Below are 26,464 nucleotides of genomic sequence, written 5' to 3'. Positions count from 1 at the left end.
ATCCGCCACCCTGACGACGCTTTGGAGGGGAATGATGTCACAGCCGCCGAAGGTTTTGCTGCTGTATGCCCATCCGGAATCCCAGGACTCGGTAGCGAACCGGGTTTTGTTACAACCGGCACAGCAGTTGGAACATGTTACCGTGCACGATTTATACGCGCACTATCCGGATTTCTTTATTGATATCCATCACGAACAACAACTGCTCCGCGACCATCAGGTCATCGTTTTCCAACACCCCTTATATACCTATAGCTGCCCGGCTTTGCTGAAAGAATGGCTGGACCGTGTGCTGTCCCGCGGGTTTGCCAGTGGTGTCGGCGGTAATGCGCTGGCGGGCAAATACTGGCGTTCGGTGATCACCACTGGGGAACCGGAAGGTGCCTATCGCACTGGCGGTTACAATCGTTATGCGATCGAGGATATTCTGCGCCCTTTTGAGCTGACCGCGGCCATGTGCCATATGCACTGGCTGACGCCGATGATCGTTTACTGGGCGCGCCGTCAGAAACCGGAAGTGCTGAGCAGTCACGCCAGCGCTTATGGCGACTGGCTGCGTAACCCGTTGCCGCACACCGGGAGGCACTGATGGAAGGTTCCTCGCTATTAACCGCCATATTGCTGTTCCTGTTTGCTGCGGTGTTGACGGTGCCGATCGCCCGCCGTCTTGGGATCGGAGCTGTTTTAGGCTATCTGATCGCCGGTATTGCCATTGGCCCGTGGGGATTGGGATTCATCCGGGATGTGGATGAAATTCTGCACTTCTCCGAGTTGGGCGTGGTGTTCCTGATGTTTATCATCGGGCTGGAACTGAACCCGGCCAAACTGTGGGAACTGCGTCGCTCGATCTTTGGTGTCGGTGCCGGGCAGGTATTGGTCACGGCGGCCGTGCTCGGTGCGCTGCTTTACTTCAGCCATTTTGCCTGGCAGGCGGCGGTGATAGGTGGCATTGGTCTAGCCATGTCATCGACAGCCATGGCGCTGCAACTGATGCGTGAAAAAGGCATGAACCGCAACGAAGGGGGGCAGTTAGGCTTCTCGGTGCTGCTGTTTCAGGATATGGCGGTGATCCCGGCGCTGGCGTTGATCCCGATCCTGTCCGGGGGAGCGGGTACCAGCGACGATTGGGCGAAAATCGCCATGAAGGTCGCGGCCTTCGGCGGCATGCTGATCGGGGGGCGCTTCCTGTTACGCCCGTTATTCCGTTATATCGCCTCATCTGGGGTGCGTGAAATATTTACCGCCGCCGCGCTGTTGGTGGTGCTGGGGGCTGCGCTGTTTATGGATGCCCTTGGCCTGTCGATGGCATTGGGGACCTTTATCGCCGGGGTGCTGCTGGCAGAGAGCGAATATCGCCATGAACTGGAAATCGCCATAGAGCCTTTCAAAGGGCTGCTGCTCGGGTTGTTCTTCATCTCGGTAGGCATGGCGCTGAATATGGGGGTGTTGTATACCCATCTGCTGGAAGTACTGCTGGGCGTGGTGATCCTGGTGGCGGTGAAATCGGGTGTGTTGTACTCGCTGGCGCGTATCTTTGGCCTGCGGCGCTCGGTACGTCTGCAATTTTCCGGGGTGCTGAGCCAAGGCGGTGAGTTTGCCTTCGTGCTGTTCTCGGCGGCTTCGACGCAGCATATTTTCGACGACGATCAACTGGCCTTGCTGCTGGTCGTGGTGACGCTCTCAATGATGACCACGCCGCTGCTGATGCAGATTATCGATCGCATTCTGGCCCGCCGCTATAACGCCAAAGATGAGGATGAAGAGGCGCCCTACGTGGCAGATGACGATCCGCAGGTCATTATCGTCGGTTTCGGCCGCTTCGGGCAGGTGATTGGCCGCTTACTGATGGCTAATAAGAAGCGTATCACCGTGCTTGAGCGGGACGTTAGCGCGGTTGGCGTATTGCGCCGATACGGTTACAAGGTTTACTACGGAGATGCCACGGAACTGGAGTTGCTGCGGGCAGCCGGTGCGGCAAAGGCCAAATCTATCGTCATTACCTGTAATGAGCCGGAAGATACCATGGCCATCGTCCATCTGTGCCAGCAGCACTTCCCCAACCTGTCCATTTTGGCGCGGGCGCGGGGGCGTGTGGAGGCGCACGAGTTGTTGCAGGCTGGCGTAAAACAGTTTAGTCGTGAAACCTTCTCCAGCGCCCTGGAGCTAGGGCGCAAGGCGTTAACGGAGTTGGGGATGCACCCGCATCAGGCTTATCGCGCTCAGCAGCATTTTCGCCGTCTGGATATGCGCATGCTGCGTGAATTGATGCCACCGCATCTGGGGGACGTGGCTCAGATTTCCCGCGTGAAAGAAGCCCGGCGCGAGCTGGAAGAACTTTTCCACCGCGAAATGCAAAAAGAAAAACGGCAGTTCGACGGCTGGGATGATGAATACGAATAATTCGGAGCACAATGATGTCTGCAACTCGTAAAAGATTTATCGCCGGGGCGGTTTGCCCAAGCTGTAACGCTATGGATACGCTGGCGGTTTGGCGTGAAGACCAGGTTGAAGTAGTGGAGTGTGTCAAGTGTGGCCACCATCAGCGCCAGACCGAGCAACAGGTGGAAAAACACGTTCGCCCGCAGGAGCAGGTGATCGGTATTTTTCACCCAGAGTAGCGTTATCTGCCGTGATTTTTTATGCTGAAGGGTACAGCGCTGGAGATTTCCGCTACAATCTCCACCGATTTAGTTTCCAACGGTAGGAGATATCATGAAAGTAACAAAAGACTTGGTGGTCAGCCTGGCTTACCAAGTACGTACAGAAGACGGTGTTTTGGTTGATGAGTCTCCGGTGAGTGCACCGTTGGACTATCTGCACGGGCATGGCTCTCTGATCGCAGGTCTGGAAAAAGCACTCGAAGGTCACGAAGCGGGTGATCGTTTCGACGTTCATGTCGCCGCTAACGAAGCTTACGGCAACTACGATGAAAACCTGGTGCAGCGCGTTCCTAAAGACGTCTTTATGGGCGTTGATGAACTGCAGGTAGGCATGCGCTTCCTGGCTGATACCGATCAGGGCCCGGTTCCGGTTGAAATCACCGAAGTTGATGGTGACCACGTAGTGGTTGATGGTAACCACATGCTGGCTGGCCAAGACCTGAACTTCCACGTAGAAGTTGTGGCGCTGCGTGAAGCGACCGAAGAAGAACTGGCCCACGGCCACGTTCACGGTGAGCACGATCATCACCATGAACACGGTGACGGCTGCTGTGGCGGTCATGGCCACGATCACGACCACGATCATGACCACGGCAAGAAAGGCGGCTGTGGTGGCAACGGTGGTTGCGGCTGCCACTAATCCTGGTGCTGTAACTGCAACAAAAGGTCGCTTCGGCGGCCTTTTTTAGTAATGCGGGGGAGGTGTCTCTTCCGACTGCGAGGCGATCATCGAAGGTTGGCTGGCGCGCAGTTTGTCGGTCAGCAGCCGCAGATGTTCTTGTATCTTCAGCATTTCAAGCTGATGCTGTACCACGGTTTGATTGAGTTCCTCAATCGTCACTTCCTGAAAGGCCTGGCGGCTTTCCATCTCTTCCAACCGCTGCAGCAGGCTGTCGTAGTTTTGCTCGTGCATGATGTTACCTCTGGCACTGTTAAATCCGGGATTCTGGCACTATGTTATCAGTAGCGCTCGGCTTTGTGCCTGCCAATTTCGGCAAGCGGTTTATCACTGCTGCAAGGCGGGCAATTCAACTCGCAAGTCCGTCAAATAAAGGTGTTAATTATCAATGCGATAATTATTTTTCTTGAACTTTGCTACCAATATGAGGTCACATCTTGACTCGATTGGTTACCTGTGTGACTGTTTTGTTTTGTTTCAGGCAGCTATAGTAGCCCGGTTAACTTACTTAATGATGGTTTGAGGCACCGCTTCAGACACTGGAGAAATGGATGAAATCTTTGTTTAAAGTCACGCTTCTGGCAACCACTATGGCGCTTGCTCTGAATGCGACCCAAGTTATGGCAGCCGATGCAGCCAAACCTGCTGATGCAGCTACCGTTACCACTACCGGTGAGGTTGCGCCTGCTGCTGAAGCACCAAGCACCGGTAAGTTCAAGAATGACGATGAGCAGGTTGCTTACGCACTGGGTGTTCAACTCGGCCGCTACATGGAAAACTCGCTGGATGAACAGGAAAAGCTGGGCATCAAGCTGGACAAAGACGTGATGCTCGGGGCTGTTAAGGACGCGTTTGCCAAGCAGAGCAAGCTGAATGACTCTGACATCGAAAAAACCCTGCAAGGTTTTGAAGTGCGCGTGAAGGCTTCTGCTCAGGCGAAGATGGAGCAGGACGCGAAAGAAAACGAAGCGAAAGGCGTTAAATACGCTGAAACCTTCGCCAAAGAAAAAGGCGCGAAGAAAACCGAATCTGGCCTGCTGTACAAAGTAGAGAAAGAAGGGACCGGTGAAGCACCGAAAGACAGCGATACCGTAGTGGTAAACTACAAAGGTACCCTGACCGACGGCACCGTGTTTGACAACTCCTACGATCGCGGCGAGCCATTGTCATTCCGTCTGGACGGCGTGATCCCTGGCTGGACTGAAGGCCTGAAGCACATCAAGAAAGGCGGCAAGATCAAACTGGTTATCCCACCGGCACTGGCCTACGGTAAAAATGGCGTTCCAGGGATCCCTGCCAACTCCACGTTGGTGTTTGATGTTGAACTGTTGGATGTGAAACCAGCAGCCAAGGCTGACGACAAAACAGAAAAAGCGGCTGATGAAGCTGCTGTAGACACTAAAGCCAAGTAAGTCTAAGATTTTCGCAACCGCCGCGAATGTCCTTCGCGGCGGTTTTCATTTCTGCGCTACCAAGAATGCAAAATATCCTGCAACTTTACTCCCTGTCTTTACTGATCGCTTGACGCCTGCCGGGCATCGGGCTTAACGTCAATATCACGCGCAAATGTAAGAACCAGCATCTGACCGTTTTGCTAGACTCTGGGTCTGAACTTATGAATCATGCGCCTGCCCCTTAGGGCGTGTACCTAAAACTGCTCCCGGCAGCGATTGTCTCCTGCACGAGCCGTTTTAGTTGCGTCCCCTGGCACAGGCGATCTATGTAGGTGGTATCTTCGATGTCAAATTCGCTTTTATCCAGCGAAGCCAGCGAACTTGATTTGCTGAATGAGCGTCCGTTTAGTCAGACGGACCATGAAATCCTGAAGTCGTATGAAGCCGTGGTCGATGGGCTGGCGATGCTGATTGGTGGGCACTGCGAAATCGTGCTGCACTCCCTGGAGGATCTGAAATGCTCCGCCGTGCGTATTGCCAATGGTGAACACACCGGGCGTAAAATCGGTTCGCCGATCACCGATCTGGCACTGCGTATGCTGCATGATATGGCGGGCGATGACAGCAGCGTCTCCAAAGCCTATTTCACCCGGGCCAAAAGTGGCGTGTTGATGAAGTCGGTAACGATTGCCATCCGCAATCGCGAACAGCGGGTGATCGGCCTGCTGTGTATCAACATGAATCTCGATGTGCCGTTCTCGCAGATTATCCAGACCTTTATGCCGCCGGAAACGCAGGAGGTGGCTTCCTCGGTCAACTTCGCCTCCTCGGTTGACGATCTGGTGGCGCAGACGTTGGAGTTCACCATCGAAGAGGTGAATGCCGATCGCAACGTGTCCAATAACGCCAAAAATCGCCAGATCGTACTCAACCTGTACGAGAAAGGCATTTTTGATATCAAAGACGCGATCAATCAGGTTGCCGATCGCCTGAATATCTCCAAGCATACCGTCTACCTGTATATCCGCCAGTTCAAGAGTGGCGATTTGCTGGGCAATGAGCGCTGATGCTTAACTACTGCCTATTGGTCACCGGCCCGGCTTATGGTACTCAGCAAGCGAGCAGCGCCTGGCAATTCGCCCAGGCCCTGTTGGCGGCAGGCCACCGCATTACCAGCGTTTTTTTCTATCGTGAAGGGGTGCTGAATGCCAACCAACTGACCTCTCCAGCCAGCGATGAATTCGATCTGGTGCGGGCGTGGGTGGCTCTGGCGCAGCAACATGGCGTGGAGCTTAATGTCTGTGTGGCGGCAGCTTTGCGCCGTGGCGTGACCGATGAGCAAGAAGCCGCACAGTTGGCGTTGGTGGCTGCCAACCTGCAGCCGGGGTTTACCCTCAGCGGTTTGGGCTCATTGGCCGAAGCGGCGCTGAGCAACGATCGCCTGATACAGTTTTAAGTGAGCAGAATGAAGCGAGTTGCGTTTGTATTTACCCAAGGGCCACATGGCAGTGCGGCTGGCAGGGAAGGGCTGGATGCGGTACTGGCGACGTCGGCACTGAGCGAGGATATCGGCGTATTTTTTGTCGGCGATGGTGTGTTGCAACTGCTGCCGGGCCAACAACCCGAAAAGATCCTGGCCCGCAATTACATCGCCACTTTTGGCGTATTGCCGCTGTATGACGTTGAAAACTGCTATCTCTGCGCAACGGCCATCCAGGAGCGCGGCCTGCAACAGGTCACCGACTGGGTGCTGAAGGCCGAAACTCTGCCGCCAGATACTCTGCGCCAGAAACTGGCCACTTACGATGTGGTCATGACTTTCTAGGATACTTTGATGCTGTATACCCTCAGCCATTCCCCAACCCGTTGCGACCTGCCTGCGTTGTTAAGGCTCACCAGAGAAGGTGATGCTCTGTTGTTGTTGCAAGACGGCGTACTGGCCGGCCTGTCCGGTAGCGCCAGCCTTGATTTATTGCTCAATGCCCCCATATCCCTTTATGCGCTGCAGGACGATCTGGAAGCCAGAGGCCTGTCTGTTCATTTTTCACCCAAAATCACGCTAATCGGTTATACTGACTTCGTTGTGTTAACCGAGAAACACCACAGCCAAATGGCATGGTAATGCGGGTGATGTTGTATATTTCTTGACACCTCTACCAGTCAGCCATAAAATTCTGCGTCCTCGTACTGTGCCAAAAGTGCATACGGGGGATTTATCACATGTTTACGAAGCAAAAAACGAAGCAAAACCCAGGAGCTTTTTTTAATGACTACGATTAATCAGCTGGTTCGCAAACCACGCTCTGTGAAGGCTGCTAAAAGCAACGTTCCAGCGCTGGAAGCCTGCCCGCAGAAACGTGGTGTATGTACTCGCGTATATACCACCACCCCGAAAAAACCAAACTCCGCACTGCGTAAAGTTTGCCGTGTGCGTTTGACTAACGGTTTCGAAGTGAGTTCTTACATCGGTGGCGAAGGCCACAACCTGCAGGAACACTCCGTAATCCTGATCCGTGGCGGTCGTGTTAAAGACTTGCCAGGTGTGCGTTACCACACCGTTCGTGGTGCACTTGACTGCTCCGGCGTTAAAGACCGTAAGCAAGCTCGTTCCAAGTACGGCGTGAAGAAGCCAAAGGCTTAATGGTTCTCCGTTAAGTAAGGCCAAACATTTTAATGTCAAAATAAACTCGTAGAGTTTTGGACAATCCTGAAATTTTCAACGGAGTATTTCCATGCCACGTCGTCGCGTAATAGGCCAACGTAAAATCCTGCCAGATCCTAAGTTCGGATCCGAGCTGTTGGCTAAATTTGTAAACATTCTGATGGTAGATGGTAAGAAATCTACTGCAGAAGCAATCGTCTATACCGCGCTGGAGACCCTGGCTCAGCGTTCTGGTAAAGGTCACCTGGAAGCTTTCGAAGTCGCTCTCGACAACGTGCGCCCGACTGTAGAAGTTAAGTCTCGCCGCGTTGGTGGTTCTACCTACCAGGTACCAGTTGAAGTTCGTCCGGTTCGTCGTAATGCCCTGGCAATGCGTTGGATCGTTGATGCAGCTCGTAAACGTGGTGATAAATCCATGGCTCTGCGCCTGGCGAACGAACTGTCTGATGCAGCAGAGAACAAAGGTTCTGCTGTTAAGAAGCGTGAAGACGTTCACCGTATGGCAGAAGCCAACAAGGCGTTCGCCCACTACCGCTGGTAATCCACGCAGTAGTTATGCTAACCAAGTGGGCGCTTCAAGAAGCCAACCCGCTTGGTTTCACCGAACCGCCTAAGGCAATAGAGGAATCAAATGGCTCGTACAACACCCATTGAGCGCTACCGTAATATCGGTATCAGTGCTCACATCGACGCCGGTAAGACCACAACTACCGAACGTATCCTGTTCTACACCGGTGTAAACCACAAAATCGGTGAAGTTCATGACGGCGCCGCCACCATGGACTGGATGGAACAAGAGCAGGAGCGTGGTATTACCATTACTTCTGCAGCGACAACTGCTTTCTGGTCTGGTATGGCCAAGCAGTTTGAGCCGCACCGTGTAAACATCATCGACACCCCAGGGCACGTTGACTTCACCATCGAAGTAGAACGTTCCATGCGTGTGCTTGATGGCGCGGTAATGGTTTACTGTGCTGTTGGTGGTGTTCAGCCACAGTCTGAGACCGTATGGCGTCAGGCTAACAAATATAAAGTGCCACGCATCGCGTTCGTTAACAAAATGGACCGTATGGGTGCCAACTTCTTGAAAGTTGTTGGTCAGCTTAAATCTCGTCTGGGCGCAAACCCGGTTCCATTGCAGCTGGCAATTGGCGCAGAAGAGAAATTCACCGGTGTTGTTGACCTGGTGAAAATGAAAGCCATCAACTGGAACGAAGCTGATGCAGGCGTGACCTTCGAATACGAAGAGATCCCAGCTGACATGCAAGAACTGGCTGCTGAATGGCACCAGAATCTGGTTGAGTCTGCAGCTGAAGCCTCAGATGAGCTGATGGACAAATACCTGGGCGGCGAAGAGCTGACCGAGGAAGAAATCAAGAAAGCTCTGCGTCAGCGCGTGCTGAACAACGAAGTGATTCTGGTAACCTGTGGTTCTGCCTTTAAAAACAAAGGCGTACAGGCAATGCTGGATGCGGTTATCGAATACCTGCCAGCGCCAAATGACGTTGAAGCTATCAACGGTATTCTGGACGACGGTAAAGATACCCCGGCTGTGCGTCATTCTGACGACTCAGAGCCGTTCTCTGCACTGGCGTTCAAAATCGCTACCGATCCATTCGTGGGTAACCTGACGTTCTTCCGTGTGTACTCTGGCGTTGTTAACTCCGGTGACACAGTTCTGAACTCCGTTAAGGCCGCGCGTGAGCGTCTGGGCCGTATCGTTCAGATGCACGCTAACAAGCGTGAAGAGATTAAAGAAGTTCGTGCAGGCGACATCGCTGCAGCAATCGGTCTGAAAGACGTAACTACCGGTGATACGCTGTGTGATCCTGCTAGCCCGATCATTCTTGAGCGTATGGAGTTCCCTGAGCCGGTAATCTCCGTAGCGGTAGAACCAAAAACCAAAGCTGACCAGGAAAAAATGGGTCTGGCTCTGGGCCGTCTGGCGAAGGAAGACCCATCATTCCGCGTATGGACTGACGAAGAATCAGGTCAGACCATCATCGCAGGTATGGGTGAACTTCACCTGGATATCCTGGTTGACCGTATGCGTCGTGAATTTAACGTTGAAGCGAACGTGGGTAAACCACAGGTTGCTTACCGTGAAGCGATTCGCGCGAAAGTTACTGACATCGAAGGTAAACACGCCAAGCAGTCTGGTGGTCGTGGTCAGTATGGTCATGTTGTTATCGACATGTACCCACTGGAGCCGGGCTCAAATCCGAAAGGTTACGAGTTCATCAATGACATTAAAGGCGGTGTGATCCCAACGGAATACATCCCTGCCATTGATAAAGGCCTCCAGGAGCAACTTAAGTCTGGTCCACTGGCCGGTTATCCGGTAGTTGATCTCGGTGTGCGTCTGCATTTCGGTTCTTTCCACGATGTTGACTCCTCCGAATTGGCGTTTAAACTGGCCGCGTCTATCGCCTTTAAAGATGGCTTTAAGAAAGCAAAACCTGTTTTGCTTGAGCCTATCATGAAGGTTGAAGTTGAAACGCCGGAAGAGAACACTGGTGACGTCATCGGTGACCTTAGCCGTCGTCGTGGTCAACTGAAAGGTCAGGAATCCAACGCTACTGGCGTTCAGATTCACGCTGAAGTTCCGTTGTCCGAGATGTTTGGATACGCAACTCAACTGCGTTCTCTGACCAAAGGCCGTGCTTCTTACTCCATGGAGTTCCTGAAGTACGATGATGCGCCGAACAACGTCGCTCAGGCCGTTATTGAAGCCCGTGGTAAATAAGCTTTCGGGTTTAACACATTGATCAGTGCTCCCTCCATGAGGGGGGAGCAAAAGAGTTAAGGAATATAGCCGTGTCTAAAGAAAAATTTGAACGTTCCAAACCGCACGTTAACGTTGGTACTATCGGCCACGTTGACCACGGTAAAACTACCCTGACCGCTGCAATCACTACCGTTCTGGCTAAAACCTACGGTGGTTCTGCACGTGCTTTCGACCAGATCGATAACGCGCCAGAAGAAAAAGCTCGTGGTATCACCATCAACACTTCTCACGTTGAATATGACACCCCGACTCGTCACTACGCGCACGTTGACTGCCCAGGGCACGCCGACTACGTGAAAAACATGATCACCGGTGCTGCTCAGATGGACGGCGCTATCCTGGTTGTTGCTGCGACTGACGGCCCTATGCCTCAGACTCGTGAGCACATCCTGCTGGGTCGTCAGGTTGGCGTTCCTTACATCATCGTATTCATGAACAAATGCGACATGGTTGATGATGAAGAGCTGCTGGAACTGGTAGAAATGGAAGTTCGTGAACTTCTGTCTGCTTATGACTTCCCTGGTGATGACCTGCCGGTTGTTCGTGGTTCAGCGCTGAAAGCACTGGAAGGCGAAGCTGAGTGGGAAGCTAAAATCATCGAGCTGGCCGGTCACCTGGATTCTTACATCCCAGAACCAGAGCGTGCTATCGACCAGCCGTTCCTGCTGCCAATCGAAGACGTCTTCTCCATCTCCGGTCGTGGTACCGTAGTTACCGGTCGTGTTGAGCGCGGTATCGTTAAAGTTGGCGAAGAAGTTGAAATCGTTGGTATCAAAGACACCGTTAAGTCTACCTGTACCGGCGTTGAAATGTTCCGCAAACTGCTGGACGAAGGCCGTGCTGGTGAGAACGTTGGTGTTCTGCTGCGTGGTATCAAGCGTGAAGACATCGAACGTGGTCAGGTACTGGCTAAACCAGGTTCCATCAAGCCACACACTCAGTTCGATTCAGAAGTGTATATCCTGAGCAAAGAAGAAGGTGGTCGTCATACTCCATTCTTCAAAGGCTACCGTCCACAGTTCTACTTCCGTACAACTGACGTGACCGGTACCATCGAACTGCCAGAAGGCGTAGAGATGGTAATGCCAGGCGATAACGTGAACATGGTTGTTACCCTGATCCACCCAATCGCTATGGACCAAGGCTTGCGTTTCGCAATCCGTGAAGGCGGCCGTACTGTAGGTGCGGGCGTTGTTGCTAAAGTTATCGCTTAATCGCGAATAATTTATAAGCACTAAAAGAGGGCACTTCGGTGCCCTTTTTTTATACAATTTTTTACCAATCTTAATTGAAATAAAAACGATTCTTATTTAGACTTACTGCATTGGTTAAGAAGTGAGTCTCTCTATGTACGTATGTTTGTGTAATGCTGTGTCCGACAAAGCGATCCGCAAAGCGGTGCGTCAGCACAATCCCCATACCATGAAGCAACTGCGTGAGCTGGTGCCGATTGGAACCGACTGCGGTAAATGCATTCGTCAGGCAAGGCAAATTATGGTGGAGGAACGCGCAACCCTGATTCATATGCACGAAGTCGCCTAATAAATAGTAGGGTTATTTTTTGACTCTTGGCCCGCAGCTTCTACACTTTTAGAACTGCCCAGGAGGATTTACCTATGAAAGGCGATAAAAAGATCATTGCTCACCTCAACAAGCTGCTCGGTAACGAGCTGGTTGCCATCAATCAATACTTCCTGCACGCGCGTATGTTCAAAAATTGGGGCCTGATGCGTCTCAATGAGAAGGAATATCACGAGTCGATCGATGAGATGAAACATGCCGATCGCTACATCGAGCGTATTCTGTTCCTTGAAGGGCTACCGAACCTGCAAGATCTTGGCAAGCTGAATATCGGCGAAGATGTCGAAGAGATGCTGAGGTCCGATTTGGCTCTGGAACTGGATGGTGCCAAGAACCTACGGGAAGGTATCGCCTATGCCGACTCTATCCATGATTACGTCAGCCGCGATCTGATGAAAGAGGTGTTGGCCGATGAGGAAGGTCATATCGACTGGTTGGAGACTGAGCTGAGCCTGATCGAGCGGCTTGGCATCCAAAACTATTGCCAGGCGCAAGTGCTGGAACGTAAAGACTGACATCACGGCCCCTCACCCTAGCCCTCTCCCACAGGGAGAGGGGACAGCCCGTGCCACAACTTAACTACGATATTCATCCTTTACATTCCACTATCACATACCAGCTTTAACCCCATACCAGTCCTCACATTCCCCTGTTACAGATTATCTTCTGAACTTGCTAACAGCGCCGATCGGCTCCCTCTCACTAAAGGAGAGGGTTGGGGTGAGGGGTAAAACGCATTAAATACCGCTCATTCTGAGCATATTTCCATCCGTGGCTTGCAACCTGGCCTGGTTTGCGTATAATGCGCGGGCTTACCTAATCTTGGTAAGCCTGATTTTAGCGAATCAGTCGATTGGCAAGAACGTTTTGCCCTTCGAACAATACTCCCGATATGGGGGTTATATGTTGACGATTACACTCCCCCATCAATCGAAATGGGTGTGAGGAGTAATTATTTACGTTTATAAATAATTGGAGCTCTGGTCTCATGCAGAACCAAAGAATCCGTATCCGCCTGAAAGCGTTTGATCATCGTCTGATCGATCAATCAACTGCGGAAATCGTCGAGACTGCCAAGCGCACTGGTGCGCAAGTCCGTGGTCCGATCCCGCTGCCAACTCGCAAAGAGCGCTTTACCGTTCTGATCTCCCCGCACGTCAACAAAGACGCGCGTGATCAGTACGAGATCCGCACTCACAAGCGTCTGGTTGACATCGTTGAGCCAACTGAGAAAACCGTTGATGCTCTGATGCGTCTGGATCTGGCTGCCGGTGTAGACGTGCAGATCAGCCTGGGTTAATCAGGTCATTGACGATTGAGAGGTTGAAACAATGATTGGTTTAGTCGGTAAAAAAGTGGGCATGACTCGTATCTTCACTGAAGATGGCGTTTCTATCCCAGTAACCGTGATTGAAATTGAAGCGAACCGCGTGACTCAGGTTAAAGACCTGGACAACGACGGATACCGTGCCATTCAGGTCACTACCGGTAGCAAAAAAGCTAACCGTGTGACCAAACCGGAAGCGGGTCATTTCGCTAAAGCTGGCGTCGAAGCTGGCCGTGGTCTGTGGGAATTCCGCCTTGAAGAAGGTCAAGAGTTCGCTGCAGGTCAAGAAATCAGCGTAGAAATCTTCGCTGACGTTAAAAAAGTCGATGTTACCGGTACTTCCAAAGGTAAAGGTTTTGCTGGCACTGTAAAGCGCTGGAACTTCCGTACTCAGGATGCAACCCACGGTAACTCCTTGTCTCACCGCGTTCCGGGTTCTATCGGTCAGAACCAGACTCCGGGCAAAGTGTTCAAAGGCAAGAAAATGGCTGGCCACCTGGGTGACGAGCGTGTAACCGTTCAAAGCCTGGACGTAGTACGTGTTGACGCTGAGCGCAACCTGCTGCTGGTTAAGGGTGCTGTACCGGGCGCAACCGGTGGCAACCTGATCGTTAAACCAGCTGTGAAGGCGTAAGGGGATAGCAATGGAATTAGTATTGAAAGACGCGCAAAGCGCGCTGACTGTTTCCGAAACTACCTTCGGTCGTGATTTCAACGAAGCGCTGGTACACCAGGTTGTTGTTGCTTATGCAGCAGGTGCCCGTCAAGGTACCCGTGCTCAGAAGACCCGTGCTGAAGTGACTGGTTCCGGTAAAAAACCGTGGCGCCAGAAAGGTACTGGCCGTGCGCGTTCAGGCACTGTAAAGAGCCCGATCTGGCGTTCTGGTGGTGTAACCTTCGCTGCGAAGCCACAAGACCACAGTCAGAAAGTAAACAAAAAGATGTACCGCGGCGCGCTGAAAAGCATCCTGTCCGAACTGGTACGTCAAGATCGTCTGATCGTTGTCGAGAAGTTCTCTGTAGAAGCGCCTAAAACTAAGCTGCTGGCACAGAAACTGAAAGATATGGCCCTGGAAGATGTGCTGATCGTGACCGGTGAACTGGATGAGAATCTGTTCCTGGCAGCTCGCAACCTGTACAAGGTTGACGTGCGCGATGTAGCAGGTATCGACCCAGTTAGCCTGATCGCCTTCGACAAAGTGGTTATGACTGCTGATGCTGTGAAGCAAGTTGAGGAGATGCTGGCATGATCCGTGAAGAACGTTTGCTGAAAGTGCTGCGTGCACCGCACGTATCTGAAAAAGCATCCGCTGCGATGGAAAAAAGCAACACCATCGTACTCAAAGTTGCCAAAGACGCGACCAAAGCAGAAATCAAAGCTGCAGTGCAGAAACTGTTTGAAGTCGAAGTCGAAGACGTTAACACCCTGGTAGTAAAAGGGAAAGTGAAGCGTCAAGGTCAGCGTGTTGGTCGTCGTAGCGACTGGAAAAAAGCTTACGTCACCCTGAAGGAAGGCCAGAACTTGGACTTCATCGGCGGCGCAGAGTAAGTCGGAGGAGTAAGAACAATGGCAATTGTTAAATGTAAACCTACATCTCCGGGTCGTCGCCACGTTGTTAAAGTGGTTAACCCTGAGCTGCACAAGGGTAAACCTTATGCCCCGCTGCTTGAGAAACTGAGCAAAAGCGGTGGTCGTAACAACAATGGCCGTATCACCACCCGTCATATCGGTGGTGGCCACAAGCAACATTATCGTCTGGTTGACTTCAAACGCAACAAAGATGGTATCCCTGCTGTGGTTGAGCGTCTGGAGTACGATCCGAACCGTTCCGCGAACATCGCGCTGGTTCTGTACAAAGACGGCGAACGCCGTTACATCCTGGCGCCGAAAGGCCTGAAAGCTGGTGACCAGATCCAATCTGGTGTTGATGCTGCAATCAAAGCGGGTAACACCCTGCCTATGCGCAACATCCCAGTAGGTTCAACGGTTCATAACGTAGAAATGAAACCAGGTAAAGGCGGCCAGCTGGCTCGTTCTGCTGGTGCCTACGTTCAGATCGTCGCACGTGATGGTTCCTACGTAACTCTGCGTCTGCGCTCTGGCGAAATGCGTAAAGTTCCAGTTGATTGCCGCGCCACCCTGGGTGAAGTCGGTAACGCTGAACATATGCTTCGCGTTCTGGGTAAAGCAGGTGCTGCACGTTGGCGTGGTATTCGTCCTACCGTTCGCGGTACGGCGATGAACCCAGTCGATCACCCGCACGGTGGTGGTGAAGGTCGTAACTTTGGTAAGCACCCGGTAACTCCGTGGGGCGTTCAGACCAAAGGTAAGAAGACCCGTAGCAACAAGCGTACTGACAAGTTCATCGTACGTCGCCGTAGTAAAAAATAATTAGAGGATAAGCCATGCCACGTTCTCTCAAGAAAGGTCCTTTTATTGACCTGCACTTGCTGAAGAAGGTAGAGAAAGCGGTGGAAAGCGGTGACAAGAAGCCTTTGCGCACTTGGTCCCGTCGTTCAACGATCTTTCCTAACATGATCGGTTTGACCATCGCTGTCCATAATGGTCGTCAGCACGTACCAGTATTTGTTTCCGATGAAATGGTCGGTCACAAACTGGGTGAATTCGCGCCGACTCGTACTTATCGCGGCCATGCGGCTGATAAAAAAGCTAAAAAGCGCTAAGGTAGGAGGAAGAGATGGAAACTATCGCTAAACATCGCCACGCTCGTTCTTCTGCTCAGAAGGTTCGCCTTGTTGCAGACCTGATCCGCGGTAAGAAAGTGTCGCAAGCTCTGGAAACTCTGGCCTACACCAACAAGAAAGCTGCTGGTCTGGTCAAGAAAGTGCTGGAGTCTGCCATTGCTAACGCAGAACACAACGATGGCGCTGACATCGATGATCTGAAAGTCACGAAAATCTTCGTAGACGAAGGCCCAAGCATGAAGCGCATTATGCCTCGTGCAAAAGGTCGTGCAGATCGCATCCTGAAGCGCACCAGCCACATTACTGTGGTTGTGTCCGATCGCTGAGACTCTGGAGACTAGCAATGGGTCAGAAAGTACATCCTAATGGTATTCGCCTGGGTATTGTCAAACCTTGGAACTCTACTTGGTATGCGAATACCAAAGAATTCGCTGACAACCTGGACAGCGACTTTAAAGTTCGCCAATTCTTGACTAAAGAACTGGCGAAAGCTTCCGTTTCTCGCATCGTTATCGAGCGTCCAGCGAAGAGCATCCGTGTGACTATTCACACCGCTCGTCCTGGCATCGTTATCGGCAAGAAAGGTGAAGATGTCGAAAAACTGCGTAAGGTCGTAGCGGATATCGCTGGCGTTCCTGCGCAAATTAACATCGCCGAAGTCCGTAAACCGGAACTGGACGCAAAATTGGTTGCTGACAGCATCACTTCACAGCTGGAACGTCGCGTTATGTTCCGTCGTGCTATGAAGCGTGCTGTACAGAACGCAATGCGTCTTGGCGCTAAAGGTATCAAAGTTGAAGTAAGCGGCCGTCTTGGCGGTGCTGAAATCGCGCGTACCGAATGGTACCGTGAAGGTCGTGTTCCGTTGCATACACTGCGTGCGGATATCGATTACAACACATCTGAAGCGCACACCACTTATGGTGTAATCGGCGTTAAGGTATGGATCTTCAAAGGTGAGATCCTGGGTGGTATGGCTGCAGTTGAACAACCGGAACCGGCTGCTCAACCTAAAAAGCAGCAGCGTAAAGGCCGCAAGTAAGGAGAGTCGCTGATGTTACAACCAAAGCGTACAAAATTCCGTAAGGTGCACAAGGGCCGCAACCGTGGTCTGGCGCAAGGTACGGATGTTAGCTTCGGCACTTTCGGTCTGAAAGCTGTTGGCCGTGGCCGTCTGACTGCTCGTCAAATCGAAGCAGCTCGTCGTGCAATGACTCGTGCAGTGAAGCGTCAAGGTAAGATTTGGATCCGTGTATTCCCGGACAAACCAATCACCGAGAAGCCTCTTGAAGTGCGTATGGGTAAAGGTAAGGGTAACGTGGAGTATTGGGTTGCCCTGATCCAACCTGGCAAAGTCCTGTACGAAATGGACGGCGTTCCAGAAGAAGTCGCCCGTGAAGCGTTCAAGCTGGCAGCAGCTAAACTGCCGATCAAAACCACCTTTGTAACTAAGACGGTGATGTAATGAAAGCACAAGAGCTGCGTGAAAAAAGTGTTGAAGAGCTGAACACTGAGCTGCTCAACCTGCTGCGTGAGCAATTCAACTTACGCATGCAGGCGGCGAGTGGCCAACTGCAACAAACTCACCTGTTGAAACAAGTGCGTCGTAATGTCGCACGCGTTAAGACTTTACTGACTGAAAAGGCGGGTGCGTAAAATGACTGATATTATCCGTACTCTGCAAGGTCGTGTTGTTAGTGACAAAATGGAGAAATCCATGGTTGTTGCTATCGAACGTACGGTGAAGCACCCGATCTACGGGAAATTCATCAAGCGTACGACTAAGCTGCATGTACATGATGAGAACAACGAATGTGGTATCGGTGACGTGGTAGAAATCCGCGAATGCCGTCCACTGTCCAAGACTAAGTCATGGACGTTGGTTCGCATTGTAGATAAAGCGATTCTGTAATAGAGTAGCTGACTCTAACTTAATAAACGGCTCAGAAAGTGAGCCGTTTATTTTTTCTACCCATACTCTGGAAGCGGTGTTATAATGCTGCGCCCTCGGTTATGGGGCTTTTCAACGACCTAGTAATAGGTCCTAAAGTTGTAGTTGACATTAGCGGAGCACTAACATGATCCAAGAACAGACTATGCTGAACGTGGCCGACAACTCCGGTGCACGTCGCGTAATGTGTATCAAGGTTCTAGGTGGCTCGCACCGTCGCTACGCAGGCATCGGCGACGTCATCAAAATTACCATCAAGGAAGCAATTCCGCGCGGTAAGGTGAAGAAAGGCGATGTGCTGAAGGCGGTAGTGGTGCGCACCAAGAAGGGTGTACGTCGCCCGGACGGTTCTGTCATTCGCTTCGATGGTAATGCATGCGTTATTTTAAACAATAACAGCGAGCAACCTATCGGTACGCGTATTTTTGGGCCGGTAACTCGTGAACTGCGTAATGAGAAGTTCATGAAAATTATCTCTCTGGCACCAGAAGTACTCTAAGGAGCGAACCATGGCAGCGAAAATCCGTCGTGATGACGAAGTTATCGTGCTTACCGGGAAAGACAAAGGTAAACGCGGTAAAGTAAAAAATGTCCTGTCTGCTGGTAAGGTCATTGTTGAAGGTATCAACCTGGTTAAGAAACATCAGAAGCCGGTCCCGGCCCTGAACCAACCAGGTGGCATTGTTGAAAAAGAAGCTGCTATTCAGGTTTCCAACATTGCGCTGTTCAACTCGGCTACCGGTAAGGCTGACCGTGTAGGCTTTAGATTCGAAGACGGCAAAAAAGTCCGTTTCTTCAAATCAAATAGCGAAACTATCAAGTAATTTGGAGTATGACGATGGCGAAACTGCATGATTACTACAAAGACGAGGTAGTCAAACAACTGATGTCTCAGTTTGATTACAACTCTGTCATGCAAGTCCCTCGGGTCGAGAAGATCACCCTGAATATGGGTGTTGGTGAAGCGATCGCTGACAAGAAACTGCTGGATAATGCAGCAGCTGACTTGGCAGCAATCTCCGGTCAAAAGCCGTTCATCACCAAAGCACGCAAATCTGTTGCAGGCTTCAAAATCCGCCAGGGCTATCCGATCGGCTGTAAAGTAACTCTGCGTGGCGAACGCATGTGGGAGTTCTTTGAGCGTCTGATTTCCATTGCTGTTCCACGTATCCGTGACTTCCGTGGCTTGTCCGCTAAGTCATTCGATGGCCGTGGTAACTACAGCATGGGTGTGCGTGAGCAAATCATCTTCCCAGAAATCGACTACGACAAAGTCGATCGCGTTCGTGGTTTGGATATTACCATTACCACTTCTGCGAAATCTGATGATGAAGGCCGCGCGCTGTTGGCTGCTTTTAACTTCCCGTTCCGCAAGTAAGGCAGGGTTACTAATGGCTAAGCAATCAATGAAAGCACGCGAAGTCGTTCGCGTGAAACTGGCTGACAAGTACCGCGCTAAACGCGAGGAATTGAAAGCTATCATTTCTGGTGTGAACTCTTCTGACGAAGATCGTTGGGATGCTGTTCTCAAGCTCCAGTCTCTGCCGCGTGATTCCAGCCCGTCTCGTCAGCGTAAACGCTGCCGTCAAACTGGCCGTCCACATGGTTATGTGGGCAAATTCGGGTTGAGCCGTATCAAGCTACGTGAAGCCGCTATGCGCGGTGAAGTACCAGGCTTGAAAAAGGCTAGCTGGTAATTACCAATTGAATCACGGGAGTAAAGACAGATGAGCATGCAAGATCCGATCGCGGATATGCTGACCCGTATCCGTAACGGTCAAGCCGCGAACAAAGTTGCGGTCACCATGCCTTCCTCCAAGCTGAAAGTGGCAATTGCCAACGTGCTGAAGGAAGAAGGTTTTATTGAAGATTTCAAAATTGAAGGCGACACCAAGCCTGTTCTGGAACTGGTACTGAAGTACTTCCAGGGCAAGGCAGTGGTAGAAAGCATTCAGCGTATCAGTCGTCCAGGTCTGCGCATCTACAAGAAAAAAGATGCACTGCCAAAAGTTATGGCCGGTCTGGGTATCGCTGTTATTTCTACCTCTAAAGGTGTTATGACCGATCGTGCAGCTCGCCAAGCTGGTCTTGGTGGCGAGATTATCTGCTACGTAGCTTAATTCGGGAGGAAAGAATGTCTCGTGTTGCAAAAGCACCCGTCGTCATTCCTGCCGGCGTAGAGGTAAAACTCAACGGTCAGGTTATTTCGGTTAAGGGTAAGAACGGCGAGCTGACTCGTACAGTCCATGACGCCGTTGAAGTGAAGCAAGAAGCTAACGCACTGACTTTCGCCCCGCGCGAAGGTTTTGCTAACGCATGGGCCCAAGCGGGTACCACGCGCGCTCTGCTGAACGCAATGGTTGTCGGTGTTACCGAAGGTTTCACCAAGAAGCTTCAACTGGTAGGTGTTGGTTATCGTGCTGCTGTTAAAGGCAACGTGGTGAATTTAGCCCTGGGCTTCTCTCACCCAATCGATCACCAGCTGCCAGCAGGTATTACTGCTGAATGCCCAAGCCAAACTGAAATCGTGCTGAAAGGCGCTGATAAGCAGGTTATTGGCCAGGTTGCTGCAGATCTGCGTGCCTACCGCCGTCCTGAGCCTTATAAAGGCAAGGGTGTCCGTTACGCCGACGAAGTCGTGCGTACCAAAGAGGCTAAGAAGAAGTAAGGTAACACTATGGATAAGAAATCTGCTCGTATCCGTCGTGCGACCCGCGCACGCCGTAAGCTCAAAGAACTGGGTGCAACCCGCCTAGTGGTACATCGTACCCCGCGTCACATTTACGCACAGGTCATTGCTCCTAATGGTTCTGAAGTTCTGGTAGCCGCTTCTACTTTAGAAAAAGCTATCACTGAGCAATTGAAGTACTCCGGTAACAAAGACGCAGCAGCAGCCGTAGGTAAAGCTCTGGCTGAGCGCGCGTTGGAAAAAGGGATTGCGAAAGTCTCCTTTGACCGTTCCGGTTTCCAATATCATGGTCGAGTCCAGGCACTGGCAGATGCTGCCCGTGAAGCTGGCCTTCAGTTCTAAGGAAGAGGTTTAAGATGGCTCACATCGAAAAACAAGCTGGCGAACTGCAGGAAAAGCTGATCGCGGTAAACCGCGTATCTAAAACCGTAAAAGGTGGCCGTATTTTCAGCTTTACCGCACTGACAGTAGTTGGTGATGGTAACGGTCGCGTTGGTTTTGGCTACGGCAAAGCACGCGAAGTTCCAGCAGCGATCCAGAAAGCGATGGAAAAAGCCCGTCGCAACATGATGAATGTCGCGCTGAACGGCGGCACCCTGCAGCACCCTGTTAAAGGTGCTCATACGGGTTCCCGTGTGTTCATGCAGCCAGCTCATGAAGGTACCGGTATCATCGCGGGTGGTGCAATGCGCGCCGTTCTCGAAGTTGCTGGGGTGCACAACGTACTGGCTAAAGCTTATGGTTCCACCAACCCGATCAACGTGGTTCGTGCAACTATCGACGCTTTGGCTAATATGAAGTCTCCTGAAATGGTCGCTGCCAAGCGTGGTAAATCCGTTGCAGACATTCTGGGGTAATTGACCATGGCTAAGACTATCAAAGTTACACAAGTTCGCAGCTCCATTGGCCGTCTGCCGAAGCATAAAGCTACACTGCTCGGTCTGGGTCTGCGTCGTATTGGTCACACCGTAGAGCGCGAGGATACTCCTGCTGTACGCGGTATGATCAACCTGGTTTCCTACATGGTTAAGGTTGAGGAGTAACAGATGCGTTTAAATACTCTGTCTCCGGCTGAAGGTGCCAAGCATGCGCCTAAGCGTGTAGGTCGTGGTATTGGTTCTGGCCTGGGTAAAACCGCCGGTCGTGGTCACAAAGGTCAGAACTCACGTTCTGGCGGTGGCGTACGTCGTGGGTTTGAAGGTGGTCAGATGCCTTTATATCGTCGTTTGCCGAAATTCGGCTTCACCTCTCGCAAAGCTATGATCACGGCAGAAGTTCGTCTGTCTGAACTGGCTCTTGTTGAAGGCGACGTAATCGACCTGAACACGCTGAAAGCCGCTAACGTTGTTGGTACCCAGATCGAGTTCGCGAAAGTTATGCTTTCTGGCGAAATCACTCGTCCGGTTACCCTGCGTGGTCTGCGTGTCACCAAAGGCGCTCGTGTTGCTATCGAGGCTGCTGGCGGTAAAATTGAGGAATAAGTAAGCTGATGGCTAAGCAACCAGGATTAGATTTTCAAAGTGCTAAAGGCGGACTCGGCGAGCTGAAGCGCAGACTTTTGTTTGTTATCGGCGCGCTGATTGTTTTCCGCATTGGCTCTTTCATTCCGATTCCTGGTATCGATGCCACTGTGCTTGCCAAACTGCTCGAACAGCAGAGAGGCACCATCATTGAAATGTTTAACATGTTCTCTGGTGGTGCTCTCAGCCGTGCTTCTATTTTTGCTCTGGGGATCATGCCGTACATTTCGGCCTCGATCATTATCCAGTTACTGACGGTGGTTCACCCAGCGTTGGCGGAAATCAAGAAAGAAGGGGAGGCTGGCCGTCGCAAGATTAGCCAGTACACCCGCTACGGTACGCTGGTGTTGGCCATATTCCAGTCGATCGGTATTGCTACCGGTCTGCCGAATATGCCTGGTATGCAGGGCCTGGTGTTAAACCCAGGCTTTGCATTCTACTTTACTGCGGTTGTGAGTCTGGTTACCGGGACAATGTTCCTGATGTGGCTGGGCGAGCAGATTACTGAACGTGGTATCGGTAACGGTATCTCAATCATTATCTTCGCGGGTATTGTGGCGGGTCTTCCGCCGGCAGTTGGCCATACTATTGAGCAAGCTCGGCAAGGCGACCTGCACTTCCTCTTGTTGCTGTTGGTTGCAGTATTAGTGTTTGCAGTAACCTTCTTCGTTGTTTTCATTGAACGTGGTCAACGTCGTATCGTCGTTAACTATGCGAAACGTCAACAGGGTCGTCGTGTTTACGCAGCACAGAGCACACACTTACCGTTGAAAGTGAATATGGCAGGGGTAATCCCGGCAATCTTCGCTTCCAGCATTATTCTGTTCCCTGCCACGATTGCATCATGGTTTGGGGGCGGTACCGGTTGGAACTGGCTGACAACGATTTCGCTGTATTTGCAGCCTGGACAACCGCTTTATGTGTTACTCTATGCGTCTGCAATCATCTTCTTCTGTTTCTTCTACACGGCGTTGGTTTTCAACCCGCGTGAAACAGCAGATAACCTGAAGAAGTCCGGTGCCTTCGTACCAGGAATTCGTCCGGGAGAGCAAACGGCGAAATATATCGATAAAGTGATGACGCGTTTAACCCTGGTGGGCGCGATGTACATTACTTTCATCTGCCTGATCCCGGAGTTCATGCGTGATGCAATGAAAGTACCATTCTACTTTGGTGGTACCTCGCTACTGATCGTGGTTGTCGTCATCATGGACTTTATGGCTCAAGTGCAAACTCTGATGATGTCAAGTCAGTACGAGTCTGCATTGAAGAAAGCAAACCTGAAAGGCTATAACCGCTAATCTGGTGCGTTTGAGAAGTTACGGAGAGTAAAAATGAAAGTTCGTGCTTCCGTCAAGAAATTATGTCGTAACTGCAAAATCGTTAAGCGTAACGGTGTCGTTCGTGTGATTTGCAGCGCCGAGCCGAAGCATAAACAGCGTCAAGGCTGATTATCTCGCATATTTTTCTTGCAAAGTTGGGTTGAGCTGGCTAGATTAGCCAGCCAATCTTTTGTATGTAGCTGCAACATTATTTGAGTATCCTGAAAACGGGCTTTTCAGAATGGTGTTGCCGTAAAAATTAGTAGGAGTGCATAGTGGCCCGTATAGCAGGCATTAACATTCCTGATCATAAACATACCGTTATCGCGTTAACGTCGATCTTCGGAATCGGCAAAACTCGTTCACAGTCTATCTGTGCTGAGACGGGTATTGCTGAAAATGTTAAGATCAGTGAGCTGTCTGAAGAGCAAATTGAACAACTGCGTGAAGCAGTTGCCAAATTCACTGTTGAAGGTGATTTGCGTCGTGAAGTTACCCTGAGCATCAAGCGTCTGATGGATCTTGGTACATACCGTGGTTTACGCCATCGTCGTGGTCTGCCAGTTCGCGGTCAGCGTACTAAGACCAACGCACGTACCCGTAAGGGTCCGCGTAAACCGATCAAGAAATAATCGGGGTGATTGAATAATGGCAAAGGCACCTGTTCGTACACGTAAGCGTGTAAGAAAACAAGTCTCTGACGGCGTGGCTCATATCCATGCTTCTTTCAACAACACCATTGTGACTATTACCGATCGTCAGGGTAATGCTTTGGGTTGGGCAACAGCCGGTGGTTCCGGTTTCCGTGGTTCTCGTAAGTCAACTCCGTTTGCAGCTCAGGTTGCAGCCGAGCGTTGTGCTGACGCAGTTAAAGAATACGGTATCAAGAACCTGGAAGTTATGGTTAAAGGACCTGGTCCTGGTCGTGAGTCTACTATCCGCGCTCTGAACGCGGCTGGTTTCCGCATCACTAATATTACCGATGTGACTCCGATTCCTCATAACGGTTGTCGTCCACCGAAAAAGCGTCGCGTGTAACGCCCCTGCTTTTCGGATTGTTGGAGAAAGAAAATGGCAAGATATTTGGGTCCTAAGCTCAAGCTTAGCCGCCGCGAGGGCACAGACCTGTTCCTGAAGTCTGGCGTTCGCGCGATAGATTCAAAGTGCAAAATTGAACAGCCACCTGGTCAACACGGTGCGCGTAAACCGCGTCTGTCTGACTACGGTGTACAGTTACGTGAAAAGCAAAAAGTTCGCCGTATGTACGGTGTTCTGGAGCGTCAGTTCCGTAACTATTACAAAGCAGCAACCCGCCTGAAAGGCAACACCGGTGAAAACCTGTTGACCCTTCTGGAAGGTCGTCTGGACAACGTAGTTTACCGTATGGGCTTCGGCGCCACTCGTGCAGAATCACGTCAGCTGGTTAGCCATAAAGCCGTTATGGTAAATGGTCGCGTTGTTAACATCGCTTCTTATCAGGTATCTCCGAATGACGTAGTCAGCATCCGCGAGAAAGCTAAAAAGCAGTCTCGTGTTAAGGCTTCTCTGGAGCTGGCTGAGCAGCGTGAAAAGCCGACTTGGCTGGAAGTTGATGCTGCGAAGATGGAAGGTGTGTTCAAACGTATTCCTGAACGTACCGATCTGTCCGCCGACATTAACGAACACCTGATCGTCGAGCTTTACTCCAAGTAAGGCTTGAGTTTCAAAGAGAGGACACAATGCAGGGTTCTGTGACAGAGTTTCTAAAACCGCGCCTGGTAGATATCGAGCAAGTCAGTTCGACGCACGCCAAGGTGACCCTTGAGCCGTTAGAGCGTGGCTTTGGCCATACTCTTGGCAACGCACTGCGCCGTATTCTGCTTTCATCTATGCCGGGTTGCGCGGTGACCGAGGTTGAGATTGATGGTGTACTACATGAGTACAGCACCAAAGAAGGCGTACAGGAAGATATCCTGGAGATCTTGCTCAACCTGAAAGGGCTGGCGGTGAGAGTTCAAGGGAAAGATGAAGTTATTCTTACCCTGAATAAATCTGGCATTGGCCCTGTGACCGCTGCCGACATTACCCATGATGGTGATGTCGAAATCGTCAAGCCGCAGCACGTTATCTGCCACCTGACCGATGAGAACGCTGCTATCAGCATGCGTATCAAAGTTCAGCGCGGTCGTGGTTATGTGCCGGCTTCTGCCCGAATTCATTCGGAAGAAGATGAGCGCCCGATTGGTCGTCTGTTGGTTGACGCCTGCTATAGCCCTGTAGAGCGTATTGCCTACAATGTTGAAGCAGCGCGTGTAGAACAGCGTACTGACCTGGACAAGCTGGTCATCGAGATGGAAACCAATGGTACGATCGATCCTGAAGAGGCGATCCGCCGTGCGGCCACCATTCTGGCTGAACAACTGGAAGCTTTCGTTGACCTACGTGATGTACGTCAGCCGGAAGTGAAAGAAGAGAAACCAGAATTCGATCCGATCCTGCTGCGCCCTGTTGACGATCTGGAATTGACTGTCCGCTCTGCTAACTGCCTTAAGGCAGAAGCTATCCACTACATCGGTGATCTGGTACAGCGTACCGAGGTTGAGCTTTTGAAAACGCCTAACCTGGGTAAAAAATCTCTTACTGAGATTAAAGACGTGCTGGCTTCCCGTGGACTTTCTCTGGGCATGCGCCTGGAAAATTGGCCACCGGCTAGCATTGCTGACGAGTAACCGGATCACAGGTTAAGGTTTTACTGAGAAGGATAAGGTCATGCGCCATCGTAAGAGTGGTCGTCAACTGAACCGTAACAGCAGCCATCGCCAGGCTATGTTCCGTAACATGGCCGGCTCTTTGGTTCGTCATGAGATCATCAAGACGACCCTGCCAAAAGCGAAAGAGCTGCGTCGCGTTGTTGAGCCGCTGATTACTCTTGCCAAGACCGACAGCGTTGCTAATCGTCGTCTGGCATTCGCCCGTACTCGTGATAACGAGATCGTGGCAAAACTGTTTAACGAGCTAGGCCCGCGTTTTGCGAGCCGTGCCGGTGGTTACACTCGCATTCTGAAGTGTGGCTTCCGCGCAGGCGACAACGCGCCGATGGCATACATCGAGCTGGTTGATCGTGCTGAGTCTCAAGCAGAAGTAGCAACTGCAGAGTAATCTGTGGAAGCGTAAAAAAACCGGGCTTGCCCGGTTTTTTTACATCT

Annotated in this window: 44 protein-coding genes; 43 read left to right on the top strand and 1 reads right to left on the bottom strand. The window is 51.4% G+C overall.

The genetic code is table 11. The features are described from left to right. Window positions 1-34 precede the first annotated feature (34 nt). The 4 genes from kefG (at window position 35) to slyD (ending at window position 3,300) form a co-directional block, all read left to right on the top strand. A complete protein-coding gene (gene kefG, locus KGP17_RS25355) occupies window positions 35-589 on the top strand; it encodes a glutathione-regulated potassium-efflux system ancillary protein KefG (protein ID WP_039996157.1) in 555 nt (184 codons plus the stop codon). Further along, the gene (kefB, locus tag KGP17_RS25350) at window positions 589-2,400 is read left to right on the top strand and encodes a glutathione-regulated potassium-efflux system protein KefB (protein ID WP_021808028.1); all 1,812 of its coding nucleotides are present in this window, start codon (window positions 589-591) and stop codon (window positions 2,398-2,400) included. Before kefG ends, kefB begins: the two co-directional genes overlap by 1 nt. A gap of 14 nt (window positions 2,401-2,414) precedes the next feature. Further along, complete coding sequence (locus KGP17_RS25345; RefSeq protein WP_037376686.1) at window positions 2,415-2,618, top strand: YheV family putative zinc ribbon protein; 204 nt, start codon at window positions 2,415-2,417, stop codon at window positions 2,616-2,618. A gap of 94 nt (window positions 2,619-2,712) precedes the next feature. After that, entirely contained in the window at window positions 2,713-3,300 is a 588-nt protein-coding gene (gene slyD, locus KGP17_RS25340; protein WP_021181645.1) for a peptidylprolyl isomerase, read from the top strand. Window positions 3,301-3,345: 45 nt separating this feature from the next. On the opposite strand, the gene KGP17_RS25335 is transcribed toward slyD, so the two are convergent. Further along, window positions 3,346-3,573, bottom strand: a complete 228-nt coding sequence (locus KGP17_RS25335) for a SlyX family protein (RefSeq protein WP_021808027.1) — start codon at window positions 3,571-3,573, stop codon at window positions 3,346-3,348. A gap of 317 nt (window positions 3,574-3,890) precedes the next feature. Here KGP17_RS25335 and fkpA point away from each other — a divergent pair, with 317 nt between their 5' ends. From fkpA to rplQ, 39 genes are all read left to right on the top strand, one after another. Then, window positions 3,891-4,751, top strand: a complete 861-nt coding sequence (gene fkpA / locus KGP17_RS25330; RefSeq protein ID WP_223498567.1) for an FKBP-type peptidyl-prolyl cis-trans isomerase — start codon at window positions 3,891-3,893, stop codon at window positions 4,749-4,751. Between the two features lie 326 nt (window positions 4,752-5,077). Beyond that, complete coding sequence (locus tag KGP17_RS25325; RefSeq protein ID WP_021181642.1) at window positions 5,078-5,800, top strand: transcriptional regulator; 723 nt, start codon at window positions 5,078-5,080, stop codon at window positions 5,798-5,800. Then, window positions 5,800-6,189, top strand: coding sequence for a sulfurtransferase complex subunit TusD (gene tusD / locus KGP17_RS25320; protein WP_021808025.1), 390 nt, complete (start codon window positions 5,800-5,802; stop codon window positions 6,187-6,189). Before KGP17_RS25325 ends, tusD begins: the two co-directional genes overlap by 1 nt. 9 nt (window positions 6,190-6,198) lie before the next feature. Then, window positions 6,199-6,558, top strand: a complete 360-nt coding sequence (gene tusC / locus KGP17_RS25315; protein WP_021808024.1) for a sulfurtransferase complex subunit TusC — start codon at window positions 6,199-6,201, stop codon at window positions 6,556-6,558. Between the two features lie 9 nt (window positions 6,559-6,567). Continuing rightward, window positions 6,568-6,855 carry a sulfurtransferase complex subunit TusB gene (gene tusB, locus KGP17_RS25310; RefSeq protein WP_021181639.1) on the top strand — a complete coding sequence of 96 codons (288 nt, stop codon included), beginning with the start codon at window positions 6,568-6,570 and terminating at the stop codon, window positions 6,853-6,855. 144 nt (window positions 6,856-6,999) lie between these two features. Continuing rightward, a complete protein-coding gene (gene rpsL / locus KGP17_RS25305) occupies window positions 7,000-7,374 on the top strand; it encodes a 30S ribosomal protein S12 (RefSeq protein ID WP_021181638.1) in 375 nt (124 codons plus the stop codon). Between the two features lie 91 nt (window positions 7,375-7,465). After that, window positions 7,466-7,936, top strand: coding sequence for a 30S ribosomal protein S7 (rpsG, locus tag KGP17_RS25300; protein ID WP_021181637.1), 471 nt, complete (start codon window positions 7,466-7,468; stop codon window positions 7,934-7,936). Window positions 7,937-8,026: 90 nt separating this feature from the next. Beyond that, on the top strand, window positions 8,027-10,141 hold the full coding sequence (fusA, locus tag KGP17_RS25295; RefSeq protein ID WP_021181636.1) for an elongation factor G: 2,115 nt from the start codon (window positions 8,027-8,029) through the stop codon (window positions 10,139-10,141). Window positions 10,142-10,212: 71 nt separating this feature from the next. Further along, window positions 10,213-11,397, top strand: a complete 1,185-nt coding sequence (gene tuf, locus KGP17_RS25290) for an elongation factor Tu (RefSeq protein WP_046808053.1) — start codon at window positions 10,213-10,215, stop codon at window positions 11,395-11,397. Between the two features lie 133 nt (window positions 11,398-11,530). Beyond that, the gene (gene bfd, locus KGP17_RS25285; protein WP_024485620.1) at window positions 11,531-11,725 is read left to right on the top strand and encodes a bacterioferritin-associated ferredoxin; all 195 of its coding nucleotides are present in this window, start codon (window positions 11,531-11,533) and stop codon (window positions 11,723-11,725) included. A 74-nt stretch (window positions 11,726-11,799) separates the two neighbouring features. Then, on the top strand, window positions 11,800-12,279 hold the full coding sequence (gene bfr / locus KGP17_RS25280) for a bacterioferritin (RefSeq protein ID WP_021182231.1): 480 nt from the start codon (window positions 11,800-11,802) through the stop codon (window positions 12,277-12,279). Window positions 12,280-12,752: 473 nt separating this feature from the next. Beyond that, window positions 12,753-13,064: a 30S ribosomal protein S10 gene (gene rpsJ, locus KGP17_RS25275; protein WP_001181005.1), complete on the top strand. Its 312-nt coding sequence runs from the start codon at window positions 12,753-12,755 to the stop codon at window positions 13,062-13,064. 31 nt (window positions 13,065-13,095) lie between these two features. Next, complete coding sequence (gene rplC / locus KGP17_RS25270; RefSeq protein ID WP_004956193.1) at window positions 13,096-13,725, top strand: 50S ribosomal protein L3; 630 nt, start codon at window positions 13,096-13,098, stop codon at window positions 13,723-13,725. A gap of 10 nt (window positions 13,726-13,735) precedes the next feature. After that, on the top strand, window positions 13,736-14,341 hold the full coding sequence (gene rplD, locus KGP17_RS25265; RefSeq protein ID WP_021182230.1) for a 50S ribosomal protein L4: 606 nt from the start codon (window positions 13,736-13,738) through the stop codon (window positions 14,339-14,341). Further along, window positions 14,338-14,640, top strand: a complete 303-nt coding sequence (rplW, locus tag KGP17_RS25260; RefSeq protein WP_021182229.1) for a 50S ribosomal protein L23 — start codon at window positions 14,338-14,340, stop codon at window positions 14,638-14,640. The genes rplD and rplW overlap by 4 nt, the downstream gene beginning before the upstream one ends. Window positions 14,641-14,658: 18 nt before the next feature. Next, window positions 14,659-15,483: a 50S ribosomal protein L2 gene (gene rplB, locus KGP17_RS25255; RefSeq protein ID WP_021182228.1), complete on the top strand. Its 825-nt coding sequence runs from the start codon at window positions 14,659-14,661 to the stop codon at window positions 15,481-15,483. A 14-nt stretch (window positions 15,484-15,497) separates the two neighbouring features. Further along, window positions 15,498-15,776: a 30S ribosomal protein S19 gene (rpsS, locus tag KGP17_RS25250; RefSeq protein WP_004929772.1), complete on the top strand. Its 279-nt coding sequence runs from the start codon at window positions 15,498-15,500 to the stop codon at window positions 15,774-15,776. Window positions 15,777-15,790: 14 nt separating this feature from the next. Next, window positions 15,791-16,123, top strand: coding sequence for a 50S ribosomal protein L22 (gene rplV / locus KGP17_RS25245; RefSeq protein ID WP_004391423.1), 333 nt, complete (start codon window positions 15,791-15,793; stop codon window positions 16,121-16,123). 17 nt (window positions 16,124-16,140) lie between these two features. Continuing rightward, the gene (rpsC, locus tag KGP17_RS25240) at window positions 16,141-16,839 is read left to right on the top strand and encodes a 30S ribosomal protein S3 (RefSeq protein WP_004956187.1); all 699 of its coding nucleotides are present in this window, start codon (window positions 16,141-16,143) and stop codon (window positions 16,837-16,839) included. 12 nt (window positions 16,840-16,851) lie between these two features. Then, on the top strand, window positions 16,852-17,262 hold the full coding sequence (gene rplP, locus KGP17_RS25235) for a 50S ribosomal protein L16 (protein ID WP_004929764.1): 411 nt from the start codon (window positions 16,852-16,854) through the stop codon (window positions 17,260-17,262). Next, on the top strand, window positions 17,262-17,453 hold the full coding sequence (gene rpmC, locus KGP17_RS25230; protein WP_002218942.1) for a 50S ribosomal protein L29: 192 nt from the start codon (window positions 17,262-17,264) through the stop codon (window positions 17,451-17,453). The genes rplP and rpmC overlap by 1 nt, the downstream gene beginning before the upstream one ends. A gap of 1 nt (window position 17,454) precedes the next feature. Further along, on the top strand, window positions 17,455-17,709 hold the full coding sequence (gene rpsQ / locus KGP17_RS25225; protein ID WP_021182227.1) for a 30S ribosomal protein S17: 255 nt from the start codon (window positions 17,455-17,457) through the stop codon (window positions 17,707-17,709). A gap of 166 nt (window positions 17,710-17,875) precedes the next feature. After that, window positions 17,876-18,247 carry a 50S ribosomal protein L14 gene (gene rplN, locus KGP17_RS25220; protein ID WP_020837240.1) on the top strand — a complete coding sequence of 124 codons (372 nt, stop codon included), beginning with the start codon at window positions 17,876-17,878 and terminating at the stop codon, window positions 18,245-18,247. Window positions 18,248-18,257: 10 nt separating this feature from the next. Then, window positions 18,258-18,572, top strand: a complete 315-nt coding sequence (gene rplX, locus KGP17_RS25215; RefSeq protein ID WP_021808126.1) for a 50S ribosomal protein L24 — start codon at window positions 18,258-18,260, stop codon at window positions 18,570-18,572. A 14-nt stretch (window positions 18,573-18,586) separates the two neighbouring features. Beyond that, entirely contained in the window at window positions 18,587-19,126 is a 540-nt protein-coding gene (gene rplE / locus KGP17_RS25210; RefSeq protein WP_021808125.1) for a 50S ribosomal protein L5, read from the top strand. A gap of 13 nt (window positions 19,127-19,139) precedes the next feature. Beyond that, complete coding sequence (rpsN, locus tag KGP17_RS25205; protein WP_021182224.1) at window positions 19,140-19,445, top strand: 30S ribosomal protein S14; 306 nt, start codon at window positions 19,140-19,142, stop codon at window positions 19,443-19,445. Window positions 19,446-19,475: 30 nt separating this feature from the next. Then, window positions 19,476-19,868 carry a 30S ribosomal protein S8 gene (rpsH, locus tag KGP17_RS25200; protein ID WP_021182223.1) on the top strand — a complete coding sequence of 131 codons (393 nt, stop codon included), beginning with the start codon at window positions 19,476-19,478 and terminating at the stop codon, window positions 19,866-19,868. Window positions 19,869-19,882: 14 nt separating this feature from the next. Further along, a complete protein-coding gene (rplF, locus tag KGP17_RS25195) occupies window positions 19,883-20,416 on the top strand; it encodes a 50S ribosomal protein L6 (protein WP_021182222.1) in 534 nt (177 codons plus the stop codon). A 9-nt stretch (window positions 20,417-20,425) separates the two neighbouring features. Continuing rightward, the gene (gene rplR / locus KGP17_RS25190) at window positions 20,426-20,779 is read left to right on the top strand and encodes a 50S ribosomal protein L18 (RefSeq protein WP_021182221.1); all 354 of its coding nucleotides are present in this window, start codon (window positions 20,426-20,428) and stop codon (window positions 20,777-20,779) included. 14 nt (window positions 20,780-20,793) lie between these two features. Continuing rightward, a complete protein-coding gene (gene rpsE, locus KGP17_RS25185) occupies window positions 20,794-21,294 on the top strand; it encodes a 30S ribosomal protein S5 (RefSeq protein WP_021182220.1) in 501 nt (166 codons plus the stop codon). Between the two features lie 6 nt (window positions 21,295-21,300). Then, window positions 21,301-21,480, top strand: coding sequence for a 50S ribosomal protein L30 (gene rpmD, locus KGP17_RS25180; RefSeq protein WP_004956161.1), 180 nt, complete (start codon window positions 21,301-21,303; stop codon window positions 21,478-21,480). 3 nt (window positions 21,481-21,483) lie between these two features. Beyond that, window positions 21,484-21,918: a 50S ribosomal protein L15 gene (gene rplO / locus KGP17_RS25175; protein ID WP_021182219.1), complete on the top strand. Its 435-nt coding sequence runs from the start codon at window positions 21,484-21,486 to the stop codon at window positions 21,916-21,918. An 8-nt stretch (window positions 21,919-21,926) separates the two neighbouring features. After that, a complete protein-coding gene (secY, locus tag KGP17_RS25170) occupies window positions 21,927-23,258 on the top strand; it encodes a preprotein translocase subunit SecY (RefSeq protein WP_021182218.1) in 1,332 nt (443 codons plus the stop codon). A 33-nt stretch (window positions 23,259-23,291) separates the two neighbouring features. After that, the gene (rpmJ, locus tag KGP17_RS25165) at window positions 23,292-23,408 is read left to right on the top strand and encodes a 50S ribosomal protein L36 (RefSeq protein ID WP_002227352.1); all 117 of its coding nucleotides are present in this window, start codon (window positions 23,292-23,294) and stop codon (window positions 23,406-23,408) included. Window positions 23,409-23,554: 146 nt separating this feature from the next. Continuing rightward, the gene (rpsM, locus tag KGP17_RS25160) at window positions 23,555-23,911 is read left to right on the top strand and encodes a 30S ribosomal protein S13 (protein ID WP_021182217.1); all 357 of its coding nucleotides are present in this window, start codon (window positions 23,555-23,557) and stop codon (window positions 23,909-23,911) included. A gap of 16 nt (window positions 23,912-23,927) precedes the next feature. Further along, window positions 23,928-24,317, top strand: coding sequence for a 30S ribosomal protein S11 (gene rpsK / locus KGP17_RS25155; RefSeq protein WP_004929731.1), 390 nt, complete (start codon window positions 23,928-23,930; stop codon window positions 24,315-24,317). 33 nt (window positions 24,318-24,350) lie between these two features. Next, window positions 24,351-24,971, top strand: coding sequence for a 30S ribosomal protein S4 (gene rpsD, locus KGP17_RS25150; protein WP_021182216.1), 621 nt, complete (start codon window positions 24,351-24,353; stop codon window positions 24,969-24,971). 26 nt (window positions 24,972-24,997) lie between these two features. Next, on the top strand, window positions 24,998-25,987 hold the full coding sequence (rpoA, locus tag KGP17_RS25145; protein WP_002919219.1) for a DNA-directed RNA polymerase subunit alpha: 990 nt from the start codon (window positions 24,998-25,000) through the stop codon (window positions 25,985-25,987). Window positions 25,988-26,027: 40 nt separating this feature from the next. Next, window positions 26,028-26,417: a 50S ribosomal protein L17 gene (gene rplQ, locus KGP17_RS25140; protein ID WP_004929726.1), complete on the top strand. Its 390-nt coding sequence runs from the start codon at window positions 26,028-26,030 to the stop codon at window positions 26,415-26,417. Window positions 26,418-26,464 lie beyond the last annotated feature (47 nt).

Source organism: Serratia sp. JSRIV001 (genome assembly GCF_019968745.1).
Lineage (GTDB): Bacteria > Pseudomonadota > Gammaproteobacteria > Enterobacterales > Enterobacteriaceae > Chania > Chania fonticola_B.
Note: the sequence above shows the minus strand (reverse complement) of the source record. Positions and strands in the feature narration are given on the sequence as shown.